Origin of the sequence: Microbacterium sp. MMO-56, assembly GCF_037146215.1 — a bacterium.
Classification (GTDB): Bacteria; Actinomycetota; Actinomycetes; order Actinomycetales; family Microbacteriaceae; genus Microbacterium.
The window spans coordinates 1-19802 of record NZ_JBBCVW010000012.1; the positions used below are offsets into that span (position 1 = coordinate 1).

At 71.4% G+C, this 19802-nt stretch carries 17 protein-coding genes; 2 read left to right on the forward strand and 15 right to left on the reverse strand.

The features are described from left to right. The first annotated feature begins 508 nt into the window (after positions 1–508). Positions 509–1783, forward strand: a complete 1275-nt coding sequence (locus tag WFI00_RS11320; RefSeq protein WP_336632417.1) for a CoA transferase — start codon at positions 509–511, stop codon at positions 1781–1783. An 83-nt stretch (positions 1784–1866) separates the two neighbouring features. Here the strand turns inward: WFI00_RS11320 and WFI00_RS11325 are convergent, their stop codons facing one another. The 6 genes from WFI00_RS11325 to tyrS form a co-directional block, all read right to left on the reverse strand. Beyond that, positions 1867–2985, reverse strand: a complete 1119-nt coding sequence (locus tag WFI00_RS11325) for a sugar-binding protein (RefSeq protein WP_336632418.1) — start codon at positions 2983–2985, stop codon at positions 1867–1869. Positions 2986–3032: 47 nt separating this feature from the next. After that, a complete protein-coding gene (gene mmsB / locus WFI00_RS11330) occupies positions 3033–4376 on the reverse strand; it encodes a multiple monosaccharide ABC transporter permease (RefSeq protein ID WP_336632419.1) in 1344 nt (447 codons plus the stop codon). Then, on the reverse strand, positions 4373–5920 hold the full coding sequence (mmsA, locus tag WFI00_RS11335; protein WP_336632420.1) for a multiple monosaccharide ABC transporter ATP-binding protein: 1548 nt from the start codon (positions 5918–5920) through the stop codon (positions 4373–4375). Before mmsA ends, mmsB begins: the two co-directional genes overlap by 4 nt. A gap of 140 nt (positions 5921–6060) precedes the next feature. Continuing rightward, on the reverse strand, positions 6061–7116 hold the full coding sequence (locus WFI00_RS11340) for a LacI family DNA-binding transcriptional regulator (RefSeq protein ID WP_336632421.1): 1056 nt from the start codon (positions 7114–7116) through the stop codon (positions 6061–6063). 51 nt (positions 7117–7167) lie between these two features. After that, entirely contained in the window at positions 7168–7992 is an 825-nt protein-coding gene (locus tag WFI00_RS11345; RefSeq protein WP_336632422.1) for a DUF4184 family protein, read from the reverse strand. A 13-nt stretch (positions 7993–8005) separates the two neighbouring features. Then, entirely contained in the window at positions 8006–9337 is a 1332-nt protein-coding gene (tyrS, locus tag WFI00_RS11350) for a tyrosine--tRNA ligase (RefSeq protein ID WP_336632423.1), read from the reverse strand. 73 nt (positions 9338–9410) lie between these two features. On the opposite strand from tyrS, the gene WFI00_RS11355 reads away from it, so the two are divergent. Next, positions 9411–10013 (forward strand): hypothetical protein, encoded by a 603-nt coding sequence (locus tag WFI00_RS11355; protein WP_336632424.1) that lies wholly within the window; start codon positions 9411–9413, stop codon positions 10011–10013. Between the two features lie 4 nt (positions 10014–10017). Here WFI00_RS11355 and WFI00_RS11360 read toward each other — a convergent pair whose 3' ends face one another. The 9 genes from WFI00_RS11360 to WFI00_RS11400 form a co-directional block, all read right to left on the reverse strand. Further along, entirely contained in the window at positions 10018–10671 is a 654-nt protein-coding gene (locus WFI00_RS11360; protein WP_336632425.1) for a SatD family protein, read from the reverse strand. Between the two features lie 62 nt (positions 10672–10733). Further along, entirely contained in the window at positions 10734–12164 is a 1431-nt protein-coding gene (gene argH, locus WFI00_RS11365) for an argininosuccinate lyase (RefSeq protein WP_336632426.1), read from the reverse strand. Positions 12165–12173: 9 nt separating this feature from the next. Continuing rightward, a complete protein-coding gene (locus WFI00_RS11370; protein ID WP_336632427.1) occupies positions 12174–13295 on the reverse strand; it encodes a DUF418 domain-containing protein in 1122 nt (373 codons plus the stop codon). Continuing rightward, entirely contained in the window at positions 13274–14197 is a 924-nt protein-coding gene (argF, locus tag WFI00_RS11375) for an ornithine carbamoyltransferase (RefSeq protein WP_336632428.1), read from the reverse strand. Before argF ends, WFI00_RS11370 begins: the two co-directional genes overlap by 22 nt. Continuing rightward, the gene (locus WFI00_RS11380; protein ID WP_336632429.1) at positions 14194–15459 is read right to left on the reverse strand and encodes an acetylornithine transaminase; all 1266 of its coding nucleotides are present in this window, start codon (positions 15457–15459) and stop codon (positions 14194–14196) included. The genes argF and WFI00_RS11380 overlap by 4 nt, the downstream gene beginning before the upstream one ends. Further along, positions 15456–16364, reverse strand: coding sequence for an acetylglutamate kinase (argB, locus tag WFI00_RS11385; protein WP_336632430.1), 909 nt, complete (start codon positions 16362–16364; stop codon positions 15456–15458). Before argB ends, WFI00_RS11380 begins: the two co-directional genes overlap by 4 nt. Then, positions 16361–17518 (reverse strand): bifunctional glutamate N-acetyltransferase/amino-acid acetyltransferase ArgJ, encoded by a 1158-nt coding sequence (argJ, locus tag WFI00_RS11390; RefSeq protein WP_336632431.1) that lies wholly within the window; start codon positions 17516–17518, stop codon positions 16361–16363. The genes argB and argJ overlap by 4 nt, the downstream gene beginning before the upstream one ends. Then, entirely contained in the window at positions 17515–18564 is a 1050-nt protein-coding gene (gene argC, locus WFI00_RS11395) for an N-acetyl-gamma-glutamyl-phosphate reductase (protein ID WP_336632432.1), read from the reverse strand. The genes argJ and argC overlap by 4 nt, the downstream gene beginning before the upstream one ends. Positions 18565–18803: 239 nt before the next feature. Then, positions 18804–19784 (reverse strand): NAD-dependent epimerase/dehydratase family protein, encoded by a 981-nt coding sequence (locus WFI00_RS11400; protein WP_336632433.1) that lies wholly within the window; start codon positions 19782–19784, stop codon positions 18804–18806. Positions 19785–19802 lie beyond the last annotated feature (18 nt).

Here is a 19802-nt window from a genome sequence, read left to right on the forward strand (position 1 = left end):
TTGAACTGACCAAAGAGATACTCATTGCTGACTATCCGAATGCCGACACCCAAAGATGCCGGACTTTGATCCAAAGGAATCTCACCCAACCAAAAAGGTCGAGTCGAGGTTATTTGGCATATGACAAGTGCACGCTGTTGAGTTCTCAAGGATCGGACGCTCCCACACACCAGCCTCACAGCCAGCACACAGGGCAACTTCACCAGGCGGCTTGCGCCGCCGGTTCCGTCGCGATTCGTCGAAGACGATGTCACGAACGGATGACCCCTCACGAATCATCTCGCCGAGAAAGACTCGGGTTCTGATCGGTGTGGGGGTGGTTCTCCGCTTGAGGGGGCGAGGCCTTCCGGCTCTCCGCTCTTCCCTGTGGGGCGAACAAGTAATAACTTACGCGGGTCCCGGGGATCCGGCAAATCATGCTCGCATCCCGGGCGTGTCGCGCACCGCCGTCGTCGCGAATCCCCCGATCGGCCTGGGATTACGCGACCCCGCGGCGTACGGTTCCTCCATGAGCGCTCCCCTGGGGCTTCCCGCCCGCACCGATGTCGTCGGCCTCGCCGGGCGGTCGGTCGGCGCCGCGGCGGATGCCGCCGCGAGCCTCGCCGGGGTGGCGAGCCCGCTCGCTCCCGATCCCGTGCGCGTGAGCGTCGCCTACTCGAGCGAGCGCTGGTTCCGCGTGGACGGCGAACCCGTGCGCGCCTTCGCGCCGCTGTCCGGCTTCTTCCGCACCCGCGACGGGTGGGTGCGCACGCATGGGAACTATCCGCACCATCGGGCCGCGCTGCTGCGCGGCCTGGGGCTCTCGCCCCGCGACGGCGATCCCGCCGGCGAGCGCGACGCCGTCGCCGAGGCTCTCGCTCGGCGGGAGACCGCATCCGTCGTGACCGCCGTCGCCGCGGAGCACGGTCTGTGCGTGGCCGTGCGACCCGAGGACCCTCGCGCGGACGCCGCGCTCCGGTCCACCCCCGTCGTGGCGGTCCGCCCTCTCGGCGACGCCGCGCCGGTCCCCCTCCCGCAGGAGGATCCGGCGGCGCCCCTGCGGGGCGTCCGCGTGCTGGACCTCACACGGGTCATCGCCGGTCCCGTCGCGACCCGGACCCTCGCACTGCTCGGGGCGCAGGTCCTGCGCCTGGACCCTCCCCGCCTGCCGGAGCTGCCGAACCAGCACCTCGACACGGGGCACGGCAAGCGCTCCGCCCTGCTGGATGTCGCCACGCCCGCCGGAGCGGCGCGGTTCGACGAGCTCCTGGCGGCGGCCGACGTCGTCGCCCTCGGCTATCGTCCCGCGGCTCTCGACCGACTCGGGCTCTCCCCCGAGGCTCTCGCCGCCCGCCACCCCGGGACCATCGTGCTGCGCCTGTCGGCCTGGGGCGAGCCCGACCGACGCGGCTTCGACAGCCTCGTGCAGGCGGCGTGCGGCGTCGCGCTGATCGAGTCCGCCGCCGGTGAGCCGGGCGCCTTGCCCGCACAGGCGCTCGATCACAGCGCGGGGTACCTCCTTGCGGCGGCGGCGATGCGGCTGCTGCACCGCCGCGCCCGGAACGGCGGCTCGTGGCTCGCCGAGACGTCGCTGCGGCGCGTGGCGGCGGAGCTGCTCGGGATGCCGCGCACGGACGCCCCCGAGCCGCCTCCGCGGATCGGTGATCCCGCCGATCACACGCAGACGTTTGACGTGTTGGGCACCCGGATCACCACCGCGGCGCCCGCTGTGCGCTACCCGGGCGGCCCCGTGGAGTTCGCGCCGCCCCGCCCGTGGGGCGGGGACGAGCCCGCCTGGTGGTGATGCCCTCGTCATGCACGGCCGACGGCCCCCGCTCCGCAGAGCGAGGGCCGTCGGTGTGTGTGCTGCGTTCGCGCCGGTGCGGGTCAGCCCGCGGCCTTCACGATCTCGAGGAGCTTCGGGTTGTTGGCGTAGGCCTCGGCCGCGTTCTCCTTCGTGACGATGACGGGCTTCAGCAGGTACGCCGGGACGACCTTCACGCCGTTGTCGTACTGCGTCGTGTCGTTGACCTCGGGCTCCTGACCCTTCTGCAGCGCCTCGATCATGGTGATCGTCTGCTTCACGAGGAGGGAGGTGTCCTTGTTGATCGTCGAGTACTGCTCACCGGCCATGATCGACTTGACCGACTCGACCTCGGAGTCCTGACCCGTGACGGTGAACTTCGCGATGTCGGTGCCCGCCTGCTTCACCGAGGTGATGATCGCGCGCGCGAGGGTGTCGTTGGGCGAGAGGACGCCGTCGATCGGGGTGGAGCCGTAGTTGGCCACCATGAGCGAGTCCATGCGGCTCTGCGCGTTCTCGGCCTTCCAGCCCTGGGTCGCCGTCTGCGCGATCTCGGTCTGGCCCGACTTCACGACGAGGGTCCCGTCGTCGATCTTCGGCTGGAGCACCTTCATCGCTCCGTTGAAGAACACGGCCGAGTTCGCGTCGTCCGGCGAGCCCGAGAAGAGCTCGACGTTCCACGGTGCACCGTGGCCCGAGCGCTGCGCCAGTCCGTCGAGCAGGGCCTGGCCCTGCAGCTCGCCGACCTTGAAGTTGTCGAACGCGACGTAGAAGTTGACGTTCGGGGTGTTCTCGATCAGACGGTCGTACGCGATGACCGTGACGCCGGCATCGGCAGCCTGCTGGAGCTGCGTGCCGAGCTGCTTGCCGTCCTTCGCGCCGATGACGATGACCTTCGCGCCGTTGGTGATCATGGCGGAGATCTGGTTCTGCTGCTCGGCGACCGTGTTGGACGCGGGTGCGTACTGCACGTCGGGCTTGAAGCCTGCGTCCTTGAGGCCCTGCGTGAACAGGTCTCCCGCGAGCACCCAGTTCTCGGAGGTCTTGTCCGGCAGGGCGATCCCGATGGTCGCGTCGGCTGCGAAGCCCGCCGCCGCGCTCTCGGTGGCGGCGCCGCCGCCGCGCCCGGAGCCCGAGCAGCCGGTCAGCGCGAGTGCCGTGACGGCGGCCACAGCGGCTGCCGCAAGAGCGATTCTCTTCATTGATTCATCACTTTCTCTGGTGAGGGTGAGGCGAGTCGTTCCCGGACCTACACCTTGGGGAGGTCGGCCGGCTGGCTCGACTCGTTCGTGCCCGACGTCGGGACGACGGCGGGGACGGTTGTGATCACATCGGCGGTCTTCTCACGCCGACGCATGATCAGGCCGATGATGGAGGGGCCGCCGCGACGCTTGCTGATGACGTCGACGGCGACGGCGAGCAGCAGCACGAGGCCCTTGACGATCGAGACGGTGTCGGCTCCGGCGCCGATCAGCTGCAGACCGTTGTTGAGGAAGGCCATGACGAGCCCGCCGATGATCGAGCCGATGACGGTTCCGATGCCGCCCGAGACGGCGGCTCCGCCGATGAAGACGGCGGCGATGGCATCCAGCTCCCAGCCGTTGCCGTCCTGCGGTCCCGAGGCGGTGGCGCGTCCGACGTAGATCATGCCCGCGACCGCGGCGAGGACCGACATGTTCATCATGACCAGGAAGTCGACGCGGCGGTCCTTGACGCCCGACAGCGCGGCGGCGAGGCGGTTGCCGCCGACGGCGTAGATGTGCCGGCCGAACACGGTGTTGTTCGTGAGGAAGGAGTACACGACGACGAGCACCAGGAGGATCACGCCGGAGATCGGGAAGCTCGTGCCGGGGCGACCGGTCGCGAAGAGCCACGCGGCCCACAGGATCGCCGCGGACAGCAGCACGACCTTCACCGCGGACACCCACACCGGAGCCGAATCCGCGCCGATCGTGCGCTGCTGGCGACGCAGGCGGATCTCGTTGTAGACGATCCAGCCGACGCCCACGAGTCCGAGCAGCATCGTCAGGACGTTGAAGTCGAGCGCGATGGGCAGCTCGGGCAGGTAGCCCGACCCGATGAAGCTGAACTCGGGCGGCACGGGCGTCGTGGTCGACTGCCCGATCGCCTGGTTGGCGCCGCGGAAGATCAGCATGCCGGCCAGCGTCACGATGAACGCCGGGACGCCGACGTAGGCGACCCAGAAACCCTGCCACGCACCGACGAGCACACCCACGACGAGACCGACCGCGATCGCGAAGGGCCACGGCACGTTCCACTCGCTCATCGACTTGGCGACCACGATGCCGACGAAGGCGGCGACGGAGCCGACTGAGAGGTCGATGTGGCCCATGATGATCACCATCACCATGCCGATGGCGAGGATGAGGATGTAGGACTGCTGGCTGACCACGTTGATCAGGTTCTGCGAGGACAGCGTCGTGCCGCCCGTCCACACCTGGAAGACGAGGATGATCGCGATGAGGGAGGCGAGGATGCCGAACTGGCGCAGGGACGACGTCCCCGCTCCGAACATCTTCTTCAGGTCGGAGAGTCCGCCGCTGGACTTCGTGGAAACCGTCTCGGTGGTCATCGGTGTGCTTTCTGTCGTACGGAGGTCATGCTGCGCATGAGGGTCTCGGGGGTCGCTTCGGCCACGGGCAGATCGTCGGTGATCTGCCCCTCGAAGATCGTGTAGATGCGATCCGAGATGCCGAGCAGCTCCGGCAGCTCGCTGGAGATGAGGATCACGCCCTTGCCCTGCGCGGCGAGCTGCTGGATGATCGCGTAGATCTCGTACTTCGCGCCGACGTCGATGCCGCGCGTCGGCTCGTCGAGGATCAGCAGATCGGGGTCGGTGAACATCCACTTCGCCAGGACGACCTTCTGCTGGTTCCCGCCGGAGAGCTTGGAGACCCCGACGTCGACGTTCGGCGTCTTGATGCGCAGTCGCTTGCGGTAGTCCTCCGCGACGTCGCTCTCCGCATAGGGGTCGATGACCCCGCGCCGGGCGATCTTGCGCAGCTTCGCCGAGACGACGGAGCGCTTGATCGTGTCGAGCAGGTTGAGGCCGAGCACCTTGCGGTCCTCGCTGACGTAGGCCAGGCCGTGGTCGATCGCGGCTTCGACGTCCTTGAGGACGACCTCCTCGCCGTCGATGAAGATCTGGCCCGACTCCCACACGCCGTAGGAGCGCCCGAAGATGCTCATCGCGAGCTCGGTGCGCCCCGCGCCCATCAGCCCGGCGATGCCGACGATCTCACCGCGCCGGACGTACAGGTTCGAGTGCTTCGCGACGAGGCGCTCGGGGATCTGCGGGTGGCGCACCGTCCAGTCGCGCACCTCGAAGAACACCTCGCCGATGTGCGGCGTGCGGTCGGGGAAGCGGCTCTCCAGCGAGCGGCCGACCATCCCCCGGATGATCCGGTCCTCGTCGACGCCGCCGCCGCGCAGATCGAGCGTCTCGATCGTGCGGCCGTCGCGGATGATCGTGATCGAGTCGGCGATCTGCTCGATCTCGTTGAGCTTGTGGCTGATGATGATCGACGTGATCCCCTTGCCCTTCAGCGACAGGATCAGATCGAGCAGGTGCTGGGAGTCGTCCTCGTTCAGGGCCGCGGTCGGCTCGTCGAGGATGAGGAGCTTCACGTCCTTGGCGAGCGCCTTCGCGATCTCGACGAGCTGCTGCTTTCCGACGCCCAGGTGCTTGATCTGCGTGTCCGGGTCGTCGCGCAGGCCGACGCGCGCGAGCAGGTCGACCGCGCGCAGTCGCGCCCGGCCCCAGTCGATCACGCCACCGCGCTCGATCTCGTTGCCGAGGAAGATGTTCTCGGTGATCGACAGCTCGGGGATGAGTGCGAGCTCCTGATGGATGATCGCGATGCCGGCCTGCTCGCTGGCGCGGATGTCCTTGAACTGCACGACGCCGCCCCGGAACCAGATCTCACCGCTGTAGGTGCCGTGCGGGTACACCCCGGAGAGCACCTTCATGAGGGTCGACTTGCCGGCCCCGTTCTCGCCGCAGATCGCGTGCACCTCGCCCGCCTCGACCGTGATCGACACGTTGCTGAGCGCCTTGACGCCGGGGAACTCCTTCGTGATGGAGCGCATCTCGAGGATCGGAACTGCATCCGTCATTGTGCGCGACCTCCTCGTCGTCTCATGGTGGTCAGTCGTTGACTCGCAATGTGACCGTTCACATCGCTTGATCATCGTGCACCCTCGACGCGCCCGTGTCAATCGCGTCGTCGGGCCGTTATCGCCCTGTTATCGAGACGTCATCGACCGTGTGCGGCGGGCGGTGCGGAGGACTCGCGGGCGATGAGTCGGGGCTCCACATCGAGCTGCGTCGGCGCCGCGACCTCCGTCGCATCGGCCGAGCCGGGCTCCGCGCCGATCGCGCGCAGCAGCGCCTCGACGGCCCGTTCCCCGAGCCCGGCGAAGTTCTGATGCACCGTCGACAGGGGGGGCCACGCGTGGCGCGCGATGGGGATGTCGTCGAAGCCCACGACGCTCAGCTGGCGCGGGAGGTCGAGTCCGACGTCGCGGAATCCGTGCAGGAGACCCAGCGCCATGGCGTCGTTGGCCGCGAACACCGCCGTGAAGTCGAGCCGGCGGGACAGCTCCATAGCCGCGTGGTAGCCGAAGTCGGCCGTCCAGTCGCCGAGGATCGGCGGGCGCGTCGGGAGGTCGGCGTCCGACAGCGCGTGCAGATAGCCGCGCATGCGGCTCTCCGCCTCGATCCAGTCCTGGGGACCGGCGAGGTGGAGGATCTCGACGTGCCCGAGGGCGATGAGGTGCTCGGTCGCCAGCCGCGCGCCGCGCATCTGGTCGTCGGCGATCTCGGCGATCCCGCGCGCCGCCGAGTGCAGGCCGAGGTAGGGAACGTCGACGTCGAGGTCGGCGAGGACGTCGAACACGCGCACCTGAGGGGCGTGCACGATGATCCCCTCGACCGCCTGGCGGCGCAGGTGCTCCACCGCGGCGCGGATCGTCTCGGGACGCGTGTCGCCCAGGTACGCCGAGTTGACCCAGTACCCGCGCGCCCGGGCGGCGTCTTCGAGCGCGGCGACACTGGAGGACGGGCCGTACTCCCCCCTCGACCCGAGGATCACGCCGAGGGTGCGCGAGCGGCTGGTGACGAGGGCGCGTGCCGCCTGGTTGGGCCGGTACCGCAGCTCCGCCATCGCGTCCAGGACGCGCTGCTTGGTCTCGGGCCGGATGGACGGATGCCCGTTCAGCACGCGCGAGACCGTCTGGTACGACACGTCGGCGACGCGTGCGACATCGCGGATGCTCGCGGTGCGCGTGCGTTCCTCGCCTGTCGACACCATGCCCTCGCCTTCGATGCGCACGTTCACATTACCCTGCGACCAGGTGTTCGGCTATTCGCGTCCCGCGCGGCCGAGCTGCCGGCGGCGGAAGACGATCACCGCGCACAGCGCGACGGTGAGAGCGCCCCACACCGCACAGGCGGGGGGCAGCACCCGGTAGGCGAGATGCCGGACGGTCCACTCCGGCGTGAGCGGCCCGTAGACCGCGAGCCCGATGCCGACGGCCAGGACGAGCAGCAGCGGGAGGGCGGCGACCCAGGCGACGCGGACCCCGCGCGGCAGGACCCGGGGCGTCGGCGGGACGGTCGGACGGCGCGACAGCCACAGCGCGCCGAACACGGCGAGGACGACGAGTCCGAGCGCGCTCGACGCGTGCTGCACCCACGTGTAGCCCGCGAGGGGCCCCCAGGTGTCGGCGAGCGCCGGGAACAGGCGCGTCCCCCAGCGCCCCTCGTGCGTGAAGGCATCCCACGCGATGTGCGAGGCGACGCCCAGGAGCGCGGAGACGATCAGGAGGGCGATCCACGCCGCGGGCCCGCGCCACACGGCGGAGCGGGCCCCGGGACGGGAGGCCCGCACCGCGCGCCACGCGGCGACGCCCGTGGCATCCCACTCCTCCGGCAGCCGCCGCGCGATCGGCTCGGGAGCCAGTTCGCGCACGGCGGGCCGCAGCAGCAGCCACCAGACGAGGCACAGGGCGAGCGCGAGGCCCGCCGACAGCGCGAGGTTCGTGTGCGTCGTCTGGTAGCTGAACGGCGCGATCCGCACGAACAGCGGGAGGTCGGGTGCCATCGCACCGATGGCGATGGCCGCCGGGACCAACGGCGTGCGCGCGAACGGCAGCGCGACCACCGCGTGCGAGGGCGTGAACGGCATGGCGTCCGCGCGCTCAGCGCCCGGCGACGAACAGGCCCGCGAGCGTCTTCTTGCCGCGGCGCAGGACCGAGACCCCGCCCGGCAGTCGCCCCTCGACGCTCGCCCCCTCGTCCTCCACCCGGACGCCGTCGATCGAGACCCCGCCCTGCGCGATCGCCCGTCGGCCCTCCGAGAGGCTTGCGACCAGCCCCGTGTCCACCAGCGCCTGGAGCACCGAGGACCCCGGAGCGACCTCGGCGTGCGGCAGCTCCTCGAGCGCACTGCGCAGGGTCGACGCGTCCAGCGTCGCAAGATCGCCCTGCCCGAAGAGCGCCTCGGAGGCCGCGATCACGGCGGCCGCGGCCTCCGCGCCGTGCACGAACGTCGTCACCTCGAGCGCGAGCCGCTTCTGCGCCGCACGCCGGAAGGGCTCCTCCGCGACGAGGCGTCCGTACTCCTCGATCTCCGCGCGCGTCAGGAACGTGAAGATCCGCAGTCGCTCGAGGACGTCGGCGTCGTCCGTGTTCAGCCAGAACTGGTACATCCGGTAGGGACTGCACATGGCGGGATCGAGCCAGACGGCGTTCCCCTCGCTCTTGCCGAACTTCGTGCCGTCGCTGTTGGTGATCAGCGGCGTGCCGATCGCGTGGACCGACGTCCCCTCGACCCGGTGGATGAGGTCCGTGCCGCTCGTGAGGTTCCCCCACTGGTCCGAGCCGCCGGTCTGGAGCACGCAGCCGTACTGCCGGTACAGCTCGAGGTAGTCCATGCCCTGCAGGATCTGGTAGCTGAACTCCGTGTAGCTGATCCCGGCCTCGGAGTTCAGGCGCGCGCTGACGGCGTCCTTCTTGAGCATCGTCCCGACGCGGTAGTGCTTGCCCACCTCGCGGAGGAAGTCGATCGCGGACAGCGGAGCCGTCCAGTCGAGGTTGTTGACCATGCGTGCGGCGTTGTCACCCTCGAAGCTCAGGAAGCGCTCGACCTGCGAGCGCAGGTAGCCGACCCACTCGGCGACGGTGTCCTTGGTGTTGAGGGTGCGCTCGGCCGTCGGACGCGGATCACCGATGAGCCCCGTCGACCCGCCGACGAGCCCGAGGGGCTTGTGGCCGGCGAGCTGCAGACGGCGCATGGTCAGCAGCTGCACGAGGTTTCCCAGGTGCAGGCTCGGGGCGGTCGGATCGAACCCGCAGTAGAACGTGATCGGATCGCCCGCGAGCAGCTCGCGCAGCGACTCCTGGTCGGTCGAGACGTGCACGAGTCCGCGCCACACGATCTCGTCCCAGACGTTGTCGAAGGCCGGGTCGTTGGCGGGCGTCAGCGCGCGCGCGGGCGCATCGCCGGTCGGGGTCGCGACGTGTTCAGGCACGCGTCCCAGGCTATCAGCGCCTCTGCGGCGCTCCCGGGCGCCGATGTCCGCCGCCCGTGCCAGACTGGCCCGCGTGAGCGCGCCCGGCCTGGACCAGATCGCCCCGATCGTCGTGGCGGTCTTCGTGTTCCTCGCACTGTGCGGCGCGCTCGTGCTCGTGACGGTGTCCGTGCGGCGGCCGCGGACGGTGCCGCTGCTGGTGGCGGGAGGGCTGGTCGCCCTGTGCCTCGTCGTCGTCGCCGTCCTGCCCTGGCGCCTCTCGCCCGTCGTCGGCGCGGTGATCGCGCTGCTCGCTGTCGCCCTCGCCACGTTCGGCGGCGACCCCTTCGTGCGCTGGGTGCTGAGCATCGCGGACGGCGGCAAGACGGCCGAGGGCGATCGCGGCGGCATCCTCGTCGAGCTCATGGCGGACCGAGGCACGACCGGCGGCGCCCCGCGCCAGGAGGAGATCCTGCGCGGGGGGACGACGATCGGCTACCTCGAGCGTGTGGCCGCCGCGCTCAGCATCGTGGCGGGCTTTCCGGCGGCGATCGCGGTCCTCGTCGCCCTCAAGGGCATCGGCCGCTTCAGCGAGTTGGCCACCCCGGCCGCGCGCGAGCGCTTCATCGTGGGAACCCTCGCGAGCCTGCTGTGGGCGTGCGCGGTGGCCGGGATCGTGCCGCTCGCGCTCGTATGATCGCTCACGCCGCGCCCGCGGCGACCAGCTCCTCGTAGGCGGCGACGATCGCGGCGGCCCCGGCGGAGGAGAGGCTCTGCGACACCGCGGACTGGCTGACGCCCTCCGCCTCGGCGAGCTCCCGCTGCGTGGCGCCGCCGATACGGCCGGCGACGAGGCGACGTGCCCGGTCGTTCCACTGGCCGATGACGCGGTCACGCGCGAGCAGCCCCGCGTTGGCGATCCGGACGAGGTCGGCGGTGCGGGGCTCGTCCGTCGAGGCCCGCACCCACGTGCGCGCGGACGGCACGTCGCGTCGTGCGAGCTCCTCAGCGTGCTCGACGGCGGCGCGGGCGGCCCACCATGCCGGCCCCTCGGAGAGCTCTCCGACGGCGGAGGGCACCTGTTCGATCTCGCCGAGACCGATGCCGAACCGCAGGTCGATCCCGCTCGGGAGCAGGAGCCGCTGGAGCAGGGTCGCGGCCAGGGCGCTGCGCAGATCGGCGAACGTGCCCTGCAGCTCGTCGCCCACCACCGCACGAAGGGGGTGGATCCGGGTGACGGTGGGCGGGAGCATCTCCTCCGCTCGGGCCAGGGCCTCCTCGAGGGCGGCCTGGGCGGCGGCTCGGTCGGCGATCCCGCGCGATCCGACGATGTCGGCGATGACGGCAGCGATCATCTCATCAGTATATTACTGATACTTCCACAAAAAGAAGCCCCGGACTTATTTGATGGCGATGATCAGGCGAGCAGCGATGCCGCACTCGACTGCGCTCTCGCGATGAGCGCGGCGCGCTGCTCCGCCACCCGCACTCCCGCCGTCCCGCCGACGCCGGTGCGGCTGGCCACCGACCCGTCGATCGAGAGGACATCGCGCACCGCGGGCGTCAGCAGGGGCGACACCGCCGAAAGGAGGGCGTCGTCGGCATCCTCCAGGCCCATCCCCCGCTCCTCGCACGCCCGCACCAGCTCGCCGGAGATCTCGTGCGCGTCGCGGAAGGGGACGCCCTGCTTCACCAGCCACTCCGCGACATCCGTCGCGAGCGAGAACCCCGCCGGTGCGAGCGCGGCCATCCGATCGGTGTCGAAGCGCGCCGTAGCGACCATGCCCGCGAACGCGGGCAGCACGACCTCGAGCGTGGCGACCGAGTCGAAGACCGGCTCCTTGTCCTCCTGCAGGTCGCGGTTGTATGCCAGCGGCAGTGCCTTCAGCGTCGCGAGCAGCCCCGAGAGATTGCCGATGAGCCGCCCCGCCTTCCCCCGGGCGAGCTCCGCGATATCCGGGTTCTTCTTCTGCGGCATGATGCTCGAGCCGGTCGAGTAGCCGTCATCGAGCGTGAGGAAGCCGAACTCCCGCGTGTTCCAGATGATGATGTCCTCCGCGAAGCGCGAGAGGTCGACGCCGATCATGGCGGCGATGAACGCGAACTCGGCGACCACGTCGCGCGCCGCCGTGCCGTCGATGGAGTTCTCCGCGGGGCGGGCGAGACCGAGACGTTCCGCCACGAGCTGGGGATCGAGGCCCAGGGTCGCGCCGGCGAGCGCCCCGCCGCCGTACGGCGACACGGATGCACGCACGGACCAGTCGCGCAGACGCTCCAGGTCCCGCACCAGCGGCCACGCGTGGGCCTGCAGATGATGCGCCAGGAGAATGGGCTGCGCGTGCTGGAGGTGGGTGCGCCCGGGCATGATGGCATCCGGATGCGCCTCGGCCTGTGCCACGACGGCGTCGATGACGCGTAGCAGATCGCGCGCGATGATCCGGGCGTGGTCGAGCAGGTACAGCCGCACGAGCGTCGCGATCTGATCGTTCCGGCTGCGTCCCGCGCGGAGCTTGCCGCCCAGCTCGCTCCCGACCTCGGCGATCAGCGCCGCCTCCAGGGCGCCGTGGACGTCCTCGTCGCCCTCCGCCGCGACGAGCCTGCCGTCCGACCAGGCGGAGAGCAGGGCGTCCAGCCCCGCGTGCATCCGCTCCTCCTCGTCCGCCGTCAGATATCCGGCGGCAGCGAGCGCCGCCGCGTGGGCGTGCGATCCGGCCAGGTCGTACGGCGCGAGCACCCAGTCGAAGTGCGTGGAACGGCTCAGCGCCGCGAGCTCGGGCGACGGGCCGGAGGCGAAGCGGGCGCCCCACAGTGCGCCCTCGTTGGTGCCGTGCGCGGAGGTATCAGTCACCGGCCCAGCCTACAGAGCCCCGATCCCCCGCTTCGATCCCGTGCCCTCGGGCGGGACGACCCATCGGACCGCGCGCGCCACGAGACGCTCGAGCGGTCCACGGCCCCACCGCATCGCCCACAGCGTGCAGAACGACACCGTCCCTATCGCGAACGCCCAGAACAGCCCCAGACGCCGCATGCCGCCCAGATCCCCCACGTCGCCGAGCACGGCGGCGGCGACGACGGCCCACACCAGGATCTGGCCCGTGTATGCGGTCAGCGGCATCGAGCCGACCGCGCGCAGCGGGAAGGAGACCGCGGCCGCGGCGTCGAGGCGGCACACGAGCAGGCACAGACCGACCACTGCGAGCGCGAAGCCGCCCGAGCCGGCGACCTCCAGCAGCCCGCCGGAATGGGGGCGGGCGCTCAGGACCGTCGCGAGGAAGGAGCCGTCACCCCGGCTGCCGATCCCGGTCACGGCATCGAGGGCGGCGGCGAGTGCCGCGACCCCGCCACCCGCGGCCAGGAGCGCGACCGGCGTCCGCGAGGCCGTGAGGTCGGAGCGCGCCGCGGCGAGGCCCGCCACGAGGAACGTCGCCCAGATCGGCGCGGGGTAATGCCATCCCACCACCAGCATGAGCACCGCGCCCGATTCGCCGTGCCAGAGCGGCAGCGCGTCGACGACCGGCTGCAGCCACGGCGTCACGAGGGCGAGCGCGCCCGCGAGCACCCACAGCGTCCGCGCGCGCAGCCGGAGGAGCGGTACCGCGAGGAGGAACAGCAGCGCATAGGCGGGGAGGATCACGAACACGGGCACGTGCGTGGCGATGAGGCCGAGACCGATCACCCACAGCAGCGCCGCACGCGCCGTCAGCGCCCGCCGGGCGCGTGCCGGAGCGGGCCCGGGGGGAAGCGGCCGCGAGCCGCCGGTCACGAGCCCGATCGAGACCCCGGCGAGGGTCGCGAACAGGATGGACGAGCGCCCGTTGACGATGTCCGTCCACGTCGCGGGGTCGCGCCAGTCCCACGTCGGCAGGGCCACGAGGTGCGCGGCGAGCATCCCGAGGACCGCGAGCCCGCGCGCCAGATCGATGCCCTGCAGGCGCGCAGGGCCGGAGATCGCGCGGGCTACTGCTGACGCAGCAGCCACACCAGCAGAGCCTTCTGGGCGTGCAGCCGGTTCTCCGCCTCGTCCCACACGACGCTCTGCGGGCCGTCGATGACGGCGGCGTCCACCTCGTATCCGCGGTCGGCGGGCAGGCAGTGGATGAAGATCGCGTCGGCCGCGGCGAGGGCCATCGTCTCGGCCGTCACCTTGTACGGACCGAGGTCGCGCAGGCGTGCGGCCTTCTCCTCCTCCTTGCCCATGGACACCCACGTGTCGGTGACGATGACGTCGGCGCCCGCGGCCGCTTCGTCGGGGTCGGTGTACAGCGTCACCGAGCCGCCGGTCGCCTGCGCGATGCGGTCGGCGTCGGCGACGACGTCGGGGCGAGGCGCGTAGGACTCGGGCGAGGCGACGCGGACGTGCATCCCGGCCGTGACACCGGCGAGCACGTACGAGTGACCCATGTTCGAGGTCCCGTCGCCGAAGAAGGTCAGAGTCAGGCCCGTCAGCTCGCCCTTGTGCTCTCGGATCGTCAGGAGGTCGGCGAGCAGCTGACAGGGGTGGAAGTCGTCGCTCAGCGCGTTGACGACGGGCACGGTCGTCCCGCGGGCCATCTCCTCCAGGCCCGCCTGCGCGTAGGTGCGCCACACGATGGCGGCGACCTGACGCTCCAGCACGCGCGCGGTGTCCGACGGGGTCTCCTTGCCGCCCAGCTGGCTGTTGGCCGTCGAGATGATCAGGGGCGAACCGCCGAGGTCGGCGATCCCCACGGCGAACGACACGCGCGTGCGCGTCGAGCTCTTGTCGAAGATGACCGCGACGGTCTGCGGGCCGGCGAGCGGCTTCAGCTTCCAGCGGTCCTGCTTGAGCGAGAGCGCGAGATCGAGGATCTCGGCCTGCTCGGCGGGGCTCAGGTCGTCGTCGCGCAGCAGGTGGCGGGTCATGCGGGAACCTCCGTGGGTGTCTCGTCGAGGAGCAGGGCGTCCTGCACGGTGTGCAGGGCGCGGGCGAACAGGTCGACGAACTCGTCGATCTCGACGTCGCCGATCGTCAGGGCCGGAGCGATGCGGATCGTCGACTCGTTCGCCGCGTTGACGATGAGTCCGTGCTGCTGGGCGGCGGCGACCACCGCCGTCGCGACCGGCGCGGTGAGGGCGATCCCCACGAGCAGACCGCGGCCGCGGCATTCCGCCACGAGCGACGAGTCGATCCCGGCGATGGCGGCGCGCAGCTGCTCGCCGCGCACCCGCGCGTTCTCGACGAGCCCGGCGCGATCGATCTCGCCGAGGACGGCGAGCGCCGTGGCCGTGGCGAGCGGGTTCCCGCCGAACGTCGAGCCGTGCGTGCCCGGGGAGAACAGGTCGCTCGCCGCGCCGAACGTGATGAGCGCACCGATGGGGAAGCCCCCGCCGATGCCCTTGGCGACGGTGATGGCGTCGGGGACGATACCCTCCCGCTGGAAGGCGAACCACACGCCCGTGCGGCCGGCGCCGGTCTGGATCTCGTCGATGATCAGGAGGGCGCCGTGGCGCGCCGTGATCTCGCGGGCGGCGGCGAGGAACCCCTCGGGCAGGTCGAGGACGCCGGCCTCGCCCTTGATGGGCTCGACGATCAGAGCCGCGACGCGGTCGTCCATCGCCGCCTCGAGCGCCTCCACCGTCGATTCGATGAACTCGACGCCGGGCACCATCGGCAGGAACGGCGCCCGCATCTGCGGCTTGCCGGTCAGGGCGAGCGTTCCCATCGTCCGACCGTGGAAGGCGTTCTCCAGCGCCAGGATGCGCGGCTTGGCGGGGATGCCCTCACGTGCGGCGCCGTGCAGCCGCGCGAGCTTGAACGCGGCCTCGTTGGCCTCGGCGCCGGAGTTCCCGAAGTAGACGCGACCCTGCGGGCCCGTCCCGGCCAGACGCTTCAGCTCCGCGGCCAGGGCGAGCTGGGGCGGCGTGGCGAAGTAGTTGGAGACGTGCGCGAGCGTCGCCGCCTGCGTGGCGACCGCCTCGACGAACACGGGATGGGCGTGACCGAGGGAGGTCACCGCGATCCCGCCGAGGAAGTCGAGGTAGCGGCGCCCGTCCTCGTCCCACAGCGACGAGCCCTCGCCGCGCACGAAGAGCGCCAGCCGGTCGCCGGAGTTGCGCACGAGGTCGCGGGCCGCGTCGTCCCGCCAGATCGTCGTGCCGGTCTGCTGTTCTTCTGGCGCGGTCACCTCGCCACCACCTCTGTTCCGATTCCGTGTTCCGTGAAGATCTCCACCAGCACCGAGTGGGGCTGGCGTCCGTCGATGATCGCCGCCGTGTCGACACCCTGGTCGACGGCGTCGAGGCACGCCTGCATCTTGGGAATCATCCCCGACTCCAGGCGCGGCAGCATCTCGCGCAGCTCGTCGGCCGTCAGGTGCGAGACGAGCGAGTCGCGGTTCGGCCAGTCGGCGTAGAGGCCGGGCACGTCGGTGAGCACGACGAGCTTCGACGCGCCGAGCGCGACGGCGAGGGCGGATGCCGCGGCATCCGCGTTGACGTTGAGCGAGCGTCCCGGGCTGTCGCCGTCGGGTGCGATCGAGGAGACCACGGGGATGCGCCCCGCGGCGAGCTGGTCGAGCACCGACTGCGGGTCGACGGCCACCACGTCGCCGACCGCGCCCAGGTCGTGCTCGGTGCCGTCGATGACGACGCCGCGACGGCGCCCCCGGAACAGGCCCGCGTCCTCGCCGGAGATGCCGACGGCGAAGGGGCCGAAGGCGTTGATCCGCGCGACGAGCTGGGGGTTCACCTGGCCGGTGAGGACCATCCGGACGACGCTGATCGCCTCCGTGGAGGTGACGCGATAGCCGCCCTTGAACTCGCTCGGGATCGCGAGGCGGTCGAGCATCTGCGAGATCTGCGGCCCGCCGCCGTGGACGACGACGGGCTTGACCCCGACGAAGCGGAGGTAGGCGATGTCCTGCGCGAAGGCGTCCTGCAGCTCTTCGGAGACCATGGCGTTGCCGCCGTACTTGACGACGACGATCTGGTCGCGGAAGCGCTGCAGCCACGGCAGCGACTCGATGAGGACGGCGGCCTTCTCGGCCGCCTCCTCGGGCGTCGTGTGCTGGACGTTGTCGGCGCCGGTCATGAGCTGTACGCGCTGTTCTCGTGGACGTAGTCGTGCGTCAGGTCGTTCGTGAGGATCGTCGCCGCGGCGTCGCCCGCCCGGAGGTCGATGAGCACGTCGGTGGCGCGCGGCGTCAGGTCGACCTCCTCGCGCGGGCGGTCGGGGGCCCCCGCGCTGCACAGGCGGACGCCGTTGAAGCTCACGTCGACGGCGTACGGGTCGAAGGACGCCCGGGTCGTGCCGATCGCGGCGAGCACCCGCCCCCAGTTGGGGTCGTTGCCGAAGATCGCGGCCTTGAAGAGGTTGTTGCGGGCGACCGAGCGGCCGACCTCGACGGCGTCGTCCTCGGAGGCGGCGCCGACGACGCGGATCGTGATGTCGTGACTCGCCCCCTCCGCATCCTCCTGGAGCTGACCGGCCAGGTCGAGGCACACGTCGTGGAGCGCGGTGCGGAACGCGTCGGGGTCGGGCGTCGCCCCGCTCGCGCCGCTGACCATCAGTGTCACCTGGTCGTTCGTCGACATGCAGCCGTCGGAATCCAGCCGGTCGAAGCTCACGCGCGTCGCCGAGCGCAGGTGCGCGTCGGCCTCCTCGGCGGTGAGGACGGCGTCCGTGGTGATGACGACGAGCATCGTCGCCAGGCCCGGGGCGAGCATGCCCGCGCCCTTCGCCATCGCGCCGATCGTCCAGCCGTCGCCGCGGAACGTGCTCGTCTTGGGTACCGTGTCGGTCGTCATGATGGCCCGCGCGGCGTCCTCGCCGCCCTCGGGGGTCGCCCCCGCGATCGCGAGCTCGGTGCCCTGGAGCACCTTCGCGCGGAAGACCTCGTCGCCGGTGCCGATGAGGCCCGTGGAACAGACGAGCACGTCGCCCGGGCTCACGCCGAGGAGCTCCGCCGCCTTCTCCGCGGTCTGGTGGGTGGTCTGGAAGCCGAACGCTCCGGTGAAGCAGTTCGCCCCACCCGAGTTCAGCACGATCGCCTCGACGAGGCCGTCCTGGATGACCTGCGTGGACCAGAGGATGGGGTTGGCCTTCGCACGGTTGCTCGTGAAGACGGCCGCGCCGACCTTGAGAGGGCCCTGATTGACGACGACGGCGACGTCGGGCTTGCCGGTCGACTTGAGACCGACCGCGACGCCGTCGGCGGTGAATCCTGCGGGGGCGGTGACGCTCACGGGGCCACTCCGTTCACGGTCAGGCCCGTGGCCTCGGGGAGGCCGAGGGCGATGTTCATCGACTGGATGGCGGCACCCGCGGTGCCCTTGACGAGGTTGTCGACGGCGGCGACCACGACCACGCGGTTCGCCGCGCGGTCGATCGCCAGGCCGAGCAGGGCGGTGTTCGCCCCGAGGACGTCGGCCGTCCGGGGGAACCGCCCCTCGGGGAGGAGCTGGACGAACGTCTCTCCCCCGTAGGCCGCCTCCCAGGCATCCCGGACCTGCGCATCGGTGACGCCCGGGGCGAGCGGAGCGGTCGAGGTGGCGAGGATGCCCCGCGCCATCGGCACGAGGACCGGCGTGAACGAGATCCGCACGTCGCCGGCGGCGCCGGCCGCGACGAGCGACTGCCGGATCTCCGGGATGTGCCGGTGCGTGCCGCCGACGGCATACGGGTTGGCGGTGCCGAGGATCTCGGATGCCAGGAGGTTCGTCTTCAGGCTCTTGCCCGCGCCCGAGGGCCCGACCGCGAGGACCGTGACGATGTCGGACGCATCGATCACCCCCGCGGCGACGCCGGGGGCGAGACTGAGCGCGACCGTCGAGGCGTTGCACCCGGGGGCGGCGATCCGGGTCGCTCCGGCGAGCGCCTGCCGCTGCGTCCCACCGCCTGCGAGCGGCAGCTCGGGCACGCCGTACGCCCACGGCTCGCTGAACGCGCCGCCGTAGAACCGATCCCAGGCATCCGCCGACGTCAGCCGGTGATCGGCACCGGCGTCGATGACGAGGGGCACGTCGGCGAGGGCATCCGTGTACTGCGCGGACTGACCGTGCGGCAGGGCGAGGAACACGATGTCGTGGCCGGCGAGGACCTCGGGCGTCGTGTCCTGGAGGGTCAGGTGCGCGAGCGAGCGCAGATGCGGCTGGTGGTCGATGAGCGGCTGCCCGGCGTTCGCGTGCGCGGTGACGGTGCGGATGTCGATGTCGGGATGGGCGGCGAGCAGGCGCAGGATCTCGCCGCCGGCGTAGCCGGAAGCGCCGGAGACGGCGACCGAGTAGGTCATTGTTCAACCTTATTGTCTGGGTGGGTGCCGCCCCGCACGATGCGGGCGGCCGGGACCGGCGACGGCGACTCCCACGGCTCGACCCGGATGGCGGGGAGCGCGCGAGGTCGCCTAGAGTCGGCGGTCGCCCAGACGGGCGGGGCGTCGGCGCACGACGGACACCGTCGAGACGGTGGTCGCGGCCGAGAGCATGCCGTGACGATAGCGCCCCCGAACCCGCCGGGGCAAATCGAGGGGACTCACGGATGGCGACCGGTGAGCACCTCGAGCTCCTCGGCGCGGGTGAGCCCGGCCCGGCGCGGCCGGTCGAGACCGCGCCGGCGTTCGTCGGCGAGGGTGGCGTCGAGGGTGTCGCGCAGCGGGCGGAGCCGACCGCCGCACCGCAGGAACTCGGTGTGGGAGCGCGTCGCGAAGCCGGGCATGTCGGCGGGGAGCCACAACGGGAGCGAGCGCGGCCCCGCCCAGTGGCCGACGCCGAGGGCGAGGAGCTCGTCGGGCGCGACCGCGACGAGCCCGCCCGTGTGCCCGGCGGCGTCGCGCGCGGCGGCGATCATCTCCCCGAAGGGGACGACCTCGCCGACGGCGTTCACCGTCCGCGCGACGGCGTCGCGCCCGAGTCCGACGATGAACGCGGCGAGGTCGTCGACATCGATCACCTGCACGGGGGCATCCCGCGCGTCCGGGATCAGCACGGGTCCGTCGCCGGCCATCGCGAAGCGCGAGACCCAGTAGCCGAATCGATCGGTGGGATCGCCCGGGCCGACGATGAGTCCGGGCCGGACGACCGCCGCCCGGCGGGGGACGGCGGCGCGCACCGCGGCCTCGGCGGCCGACTTCTCGCGCGCATAGTCGGGCGGGTCGCCCGCCCGGGCGGGCGCGACCACCTCGGCGCCTTCGTCCGCGCCCCGCGTGGCCGAGTCGGCGTACACCGAGACGCTCGAGACGTAGGTCAGGTGCCGGGCGGAGCCCGCCAGCGCCGCGGCGGCCGCACGCACCTGCTCCGCCGACGAGGAGACGTCGACGACCTCGTCCCACTCCCCCTCGCGCACCGCGTCGTAGGCGTCGGACGCGTCGCGGTCGGCGACGATCAGGCGCGCTCCGTCGGGCGCCGGTCGTCCCCCGCGCGCGAGACAGGTCACGGAGGCACCGGAGGCCAGCCACGACGCCGCGATCCGGCCGCCGAGCCATCCGGTGCCGCCGAGGAGGAGAACGCTCGTCATCCGCCCACCCCATCACAG

Excerpts from the sequence above, each read along its gene's own strand:
- WFI00_RS11325 (WP_336632418.1), bottom strand. The coding sequence starts at position 2,985 with ATGAAGAGAATCGCTCTTGCGGCAGCCGCTGTGGCCGCCGTCACGGCA.
- argF (WP_336632428.1), bottom strand. The coding sequence starts at position 14,197 with ATGACCCGCCACCTGCTGCGCGACGACGACCTGAGCCCCGCCGAGCAG.
- WFI00_RS11345 (WP_336632422.1), bottom strand. The coding sequence starts at position 7,992 with ATGCCGTTCACGCCCTCGCACGCGGTGGTCGCGCTGCCGTTCGCGCGC.
- WFI00_RS11340 (WP_336632421.1), bottom strand. The coding sequence starts at position 7,116 with ATGGTGTCGACAGGCGAGGAACGCACGCGCACCGCGAGCATCCGCGAT.
- mmsA (WP_336632420.1), bottom strand. The coding sequence starts at position 5,920 with ATGACGGATGCAGTTCCGATCCTCGAGATGCGCTCCATCACGAAGGAG.
- argC (WP_336632432.1), bottom strand. The coding sequence starts at position 18,564 with ATGACCTACTCGGTCGCCGTCTCCGGCGCTTCCGGCTACGCCGGCGGC.
- WFI00_RS11360 (WP_336632425.1), bottom strand. The coding sequence starts at position 10,671 with ATGATCGCTGCCGTCATCGCCGACATCGTCGGATCGCGCGGGATCGCC.
- WFI00_RS11320 (WP_336632417.1), top strand. The coding sequence starts at position 509 with ATGAGCGCTCCCCTGGGGCTTCCCGCCCGCACCGATGTCGTCGGCCTC.
- argB (WP_336632430.1), bottom strand. The coding sequence starts at position 16,364 with ATGACCGGCGCCGACAACGTCCAGCACACGACGCCCGAGGAGGCGGCC.
- mmsB (WP_336632419.1), bottom strand. The coding sequence starts at position 4,376 with ATGACCACCGAGACGGTTTCCACGAAGTCCAGCGGCGGACTCTCCGAC.
- WFI00_RS11400 (WP_336632433.1), bottom strand. The coding sequence starts at position 19,784 with ATGACGAGCGTTCTCCTCCTCGGCGGCACCGGATGGCTCGGCGGCCGG.